4 protein-coding genes are annotated in these 4,732 nt (G+C 58.5%); 1 reads left to right on the plus strand and 3 read right to left on the minus strand.

Annotated features, from left to right (window positions below):
* Nucleotides 1-1,967: TonB-dependent siderophore receptor (locus AC27IQ_RS18930; RefSeq protein ID WP_487090392.1), on the plus strand; the 1,967-nt coding region annotated here is incomplete at its 5' end.
* Nucleotides 1,968-2,110: 143 nt separating this feature from the next.
* Here AC27IQ_RS18930 and AC27IQ_RS18935 read toward each other — a convergent pair.
* From AC27IQ_RS18935 to AC27IQ_RS18945, 3 genes are all read right to left on the minus strand, one after another.
* On the minus strand, nt 2,111-2,575 hold the full coding sequence (locus AC27IQ_RS18935) for a hypothetical protein (RefSeq protein ID WP_487090393.1): 465 nt from the start codon (nt 2,573-2,575) through the stop codon (nt 2,111-2,113).
* Between the two features lie 3 nt (nt 2,576-2,578).
* Nucleotides 2,579-3,505 carry a hypothetical protein gene (locus AC27IQ_RS18940; RefSeq protein ID WP_487090394.1) on the minus strand — a complete coding sequence of 309 codons (927 nt, stop codon included), beginning with the start codon at nt 3,503-3,505 and terminating at the stop codon, nt 2,579-2,581.
* A gap of 139 nt (nt 3,506-3,644) precedes the next feature.
* Entirely contained in the window at nt 3,645-4,166 is a 522-nt protein-coding gene (locus AC27IQ_RS18945) for a GNAT family N-acetyltransferase (RefSeq protein WP_487090395.1), read from the minus strand.
* Between the last annotated feature and the right edge of the window lie 566 nt (nt 4,167-4,732).

The following is a 4,732-nucleotide window of genomic DNA, read 5'->3' on the forward strand; positions in this document are numbered from 1 at the left end:
CGGCCACCAAGACCGACACGCCGCTCATCGAAACCCCGCAAGCCATCAGCGTGGTCACGCGCGACCAGATGGAGGCGCAAGGCGCGCTGACCCTGCGCCAGACCACGGCCTACACCGCCGGCATGGTCTCCAACTACTTCGACAGCCGGGTGGACAGCTTCACGGCACGCGGCGGCAGCGTGACGCAGTACCAGGACGGCCTGCTGCGCACCTACGGCACCTACAACAACACCAAGGCCGAGCCCTACCTGCTGGAGCGCGTCGAATTCCTGCGCGGCCCCTCGTCCGTGCTGTACGGCCAGGGCAGCGTGGGCGGCGTGCTCAACCTCACCAGCAAGCGCCCGCAGGCCGAGCCGCTGCGCGAAGTGCAGGTGCAGCTGGGCAACTACGCGCGCAAGCAGATCGCCGCCGACATGACCGGCCCGCTCACCCAGGACGGCGAGTGGCTCTACCGGCTGGTGGCCGTGGGCCGCGACAGCGACTCGCAGGTCGACCACGTGAGCGACGACCGCCTCATCCTCGCCCCGTCGCTCACCTGGAAGCCCAACGCCGCCACGTCGCTCACGCTGCAGTTCACGCACCAGAAAGACCAAAGCGGCTCGCTGATCGGTTTCTTTCCCTGGCAAGGCACACGGCTGTCCAGCCCCTACGGCCAGATCCCGACCTCGACCTTCATCAGCGAACCGGGCTGGGACGCCTTCGACACCGAGAACAACTCCTGGGGCTATCTGTTCAGCCACCGCCTGAACGACCAATGGACGGTGCGCCAGAACCTGCGCCGCACAGTGAGCGAGGTGGACTACCGCAGCATCTACACCAGCTTCAGCGCCAACCGCGCCACCGGCCGGCCGGCGCGCCCGGTGTTCAATGCGGACAACCGCACCTTGCTGCGCGACGCCTCCTGGCAGATCAACTCCAGCCGCCTGCTGCTGGCGGACACGCAGATCGAAGGCAAGGTGCAGGCCGGCGCCACCGAGCACACGCTGCTCTTCGGCATGGACGCGCAGCGCAACGAGACCAGCCAGTCCTCGTGGTTCCAGACCATCTCGGGCATCGACGCGTATGCGCCGGTGTACGGCAACTTCACGGCGCCCTCGGCCTCCGCGCTGGTGCGCCAGCCCAACGTCACGCAGCGCCAGCTGGGCTTTTACGCCCAGGACCAGATCCGCTGGGGCCGCTGGACGGCCACGCTCGGCCTGCGCCACGACAGCGCCAAGACCGAGACGGTCGGCCGCCCCGCCGCCGCCGTGGACGACACCGCCTGGACCAAGCGCGTCGGCGCCACCTACCAGGCCGATGGCGGCTGGGCACCGTACGTGGGCTACTCCGAATCGTTCCAGCCGCTGGGCGGCGTGGACTTCTTCGGCACCCCGTTCAAGCCCCAGCGCGGCGAGCAGTGGGAAGCCGGCGTGAAGTGGCAGCCGCAGGACCGGGGCATCAGCGCCTATGCCGCCGTGTACCAGCTGCGCGAGAAGAACCGCAAGACCAACGCCCCCTCCAACCCGCTCAACAGCCTGCAGCTCGGCGAGGTGAAAACCAAGGGCTTCGAGGCCGAGATGACCGCCAGCATGGCCCGCAACTGGGACTGGACGGTGGGCTACGCCTACACCGACGCCGTCATCTCGCGCAGCAACGCCGGCGACCAGGGCCTGCCCGTGGCCAGCGTGCCCAAGCACACGGCATCGAGCTGGCTCATGCACCGCTTCGCGGCCGAAGGACGCGGCGGCTGGACGGTGGGCGCGGGCGTGCGCTACACCGGCTCGCAGTGGACCGGCACCACGGCCATCACCACGCCGTCGGCACTCATCGCCGATGCCATGGCGGCCTACGACGCCGGCAGCTGGCGCCTGGCCTTCAACGTGGTCAATCTCGCCGACAAGGTGCAGATCACGCAGTGCCTGGCGCGCGGCGATTGCTTCTACGGCCAGCGCCGCACCTACACGATGACGGGCACCTACCGGTTCTGAACCTAAGAGTTATCCCGGCAGGCAGAGCCAGCACTGCTCGCCTGCCGGAGCCCAGCCGATAGTAGCCACCGATTTATCATCAAGAACGGCTGTCATAAAAATGCGGCAGAAATTTTGGCCTCAGTCATCTATTGAATATTTAATCAACACCAATGGGCATATTCCCAGGAATTGAATACCTTGCAATCCCTGCCAATCGAGCCGACAATGACCGTCCCGTTCCCGTCGCCTGAACCTGGCTCGACGCCGCCATAAAAAGGCTCTCCAGGGTAAAAATTTCCTTTTCCACTTGCGATGATACCGCCTTCACGCTTATATCCAGTTCTAGGATCTGGATAAGGAAGGCCATAAGCGAATATTTTGGCATCTGCCGCTTCATTAATCAGCTGCTGGCAAACAGATCCATTACATAACGCAAAACTGTCTCCTTTCATCCAAGCTTTGACCTCATAATTTACAACGGTGCGCACGAAAAATACGATATCCTCCTGCGACGGTGGCATCGAAGAACAGTTGTTGCAAAGAAAACGGCCATAGTCAGCCGCCAACACAATAAGCGCCACAGAAGCAATACCGACGGCAATTATTTTCTTTTTAATTTTCTTCATGGTTTAATTTTTCCGCAAAGATTCGATGATTTTTTGTGATTCGACACGCCCCAGATCCCGTTGCTCTTTAGAAATTCCGGATTCAGCTCTATTGAGAAAATCGCTTTTGAGCAGAGCTTGGCGTTTCGATTCATCACGACCGACCAAATAATGCCAGGCGTGCGCATAGGCGTACGAGCGCACGGGATCGTAAAGATCACTGAAAACCGCACCGGGACGTTCAGTTACGGGCTTGTTGTCGTACACATCCGAAAGAAGCAGCAAGGCACCTATCTGCCCTCGCTGCGCAGCCACGTTCAACCATGAAACCGCCTGTGTCTGCCACTCTTTAACTCCTGGATTTTCAAGGGTCTGGGGCCCAGTGGTTGCGCCCCATCTGCCTAAAGGTCCCGCCGTATAGAAAGCCACCATCGCGTCCAAATCACCGTCTCTGGCCCAATTGCCGAGAATCTCCGAGCGCAATTCGTAGTCAGCATCCGAAAGGCGGGCGCACATCTCGCTTTGCGTCTTCACCATAGAGTCAAGGGCAGCAGTTTGGGCAGTTACACCTGTACGGCTCTTTTCTGCCACCGCTGCTTCCCTGTTTAGCTCCGTAGAAGCACAAAAAGAGAGTCCTGCAATGACTTCCTCCTGAATTGACCGACTCTTTTTACCTTGACGATAATCCACCACACCTTGCCAAACGGGGCGTATCGGCATTTTCAAACCGTTGACAAGCACCTTGGCACTGGCAGGCTGGGAAGCATTTTTATCATCCCTACCCAATGCGCCGGAGGCACTGGCACTCAAAGGCTGGAGATTTAAGTTCGCAACAGGAGCGATTTTTGTAGATCTATTGACTGGCAGGGCTTCGCCTTCCCAGTGGGCCACTGTTACTGCACCTGCGGCAATTAATAATCCACCAACGATGAAGACCTTACGACTTTTCATTCGAAAACCTTTTTTGCATTTTCATCTCGACGATTTTTTATCCTCTCATTATCAAAATATTTGCCCATATCAATATTAACGGGTTTCAGGCTTGGATTTTTCGGACAGAAGCATCGCTTCAAGGCGGCTGATTTATCGCTCAGGAATGGGTCGTTGCTTCGTGGAATGGGTTTAAATGTGGCTGAAGGTGTGCCCAACGCTCTGACTCAAGCGCCATCTCCGACACAGAAAGTTGCGGAGTGAAATGAACACCGATGCAACTCAGACTTCTGGCAAATTTCCAAAAGCCACAGGAACTGGAAAGTTCTCTCACCACGGTGATCGGAATTTTGTAGTTTTGGGCAAGGTAATTCAGCAACGCAGTGCCGTACCCCTGCCTCCGATACGCGCTAAAAATTTCAACGTTATACACGTAGACACGATCATTCAAGGGTGATACCGCATAACAAGCCTCTCCCACAGTCGTTCCCTGCTGGTTCTTGATGACGGCTTTCACATCTGGATTGGGAGCCGTGAAAGTCATGTCGTAAGTTCTGGTCACATTCATGGTGATTTTTGGAACGTGAGCCAGCTTACGTTGCACGCGCCATCTGGACAAAATGCTGATCATCTTATTCTCCCCATAATTTATACAAATACGAAGCAAGTCTTCGAAGACCATGCCCAGGCAGAGCCAGGCACGCTAATCATTGGGTGTTTTTCGCCAGCACCCTATAAGCGTTTTAAATAACGCCAAAGCCATTAGCGTGTCGAACTCTAACGGTTTAAGATTTGATCGCCCAAAGCAATTTGTTGCAAACCGTTTTGCTGGAGATATTGATCGCTCGAGAGCAATGGCCGGCGCCAAGGAAATCACGGCACGCAGCGCGTTCTGCGAGCATTCATAGTTGAGTCGAGGGGTTTCCAGGCCTGGGGACGGCGGAGCAGCCAAGCGCCAATGTTGCCGACGAAGTCCCTGGCGGTACCCCGAACAGCATGGCTGCTCGCGCTGTGCACACCAGCCCCGAGCACGCCGAACTGGCGGAGTGCCTTGCCCTGCGCCGGCACAGCGAACGTCGGAGAACCGACAGCCCCGTGCAGGCGCCGCGACAGCAGGTGCGTTCTTGAGCAAGCGCGTAAAGACGTAGCCCGGTCTCTCATGCGCCAGACACCGCGTGGTGCACACCACCGGGTGTCTGGCGCGCGGGCGACTGTTTCTACGGCCAGCGCCGCACCTACACGATGACG

This window comes from Acidovorax sp. KPB24-07 (assembly GCF_057543315.1).

Excerpts from the sequence above, each read along its gene's own strand:
- AC27IQ_RS18935 (WP_487090393.1), bottom strand. The coding sequence starts at position 2,575 with ATGAAGAAAATTAAAAAGAAAATAATTGCCGTCGGTATTGCTTCTGTG.
- AC27IQ_RS18940 (WP_487090394.1), bottom strand. The coding sequence starts at position 3,505 with ATGAAAAGTCGTAAGGTCTTCATCGTTGGTGGATTATTAATTGCCGCA.
- AC27IQ_RS18945 (WP_487090395.1), bottom strand. The coding sequence starts at position 4,166 with ATGGTCTTCGAAGACTTGCTTCGTATTTGTATAAATTATGGGGAGAAT.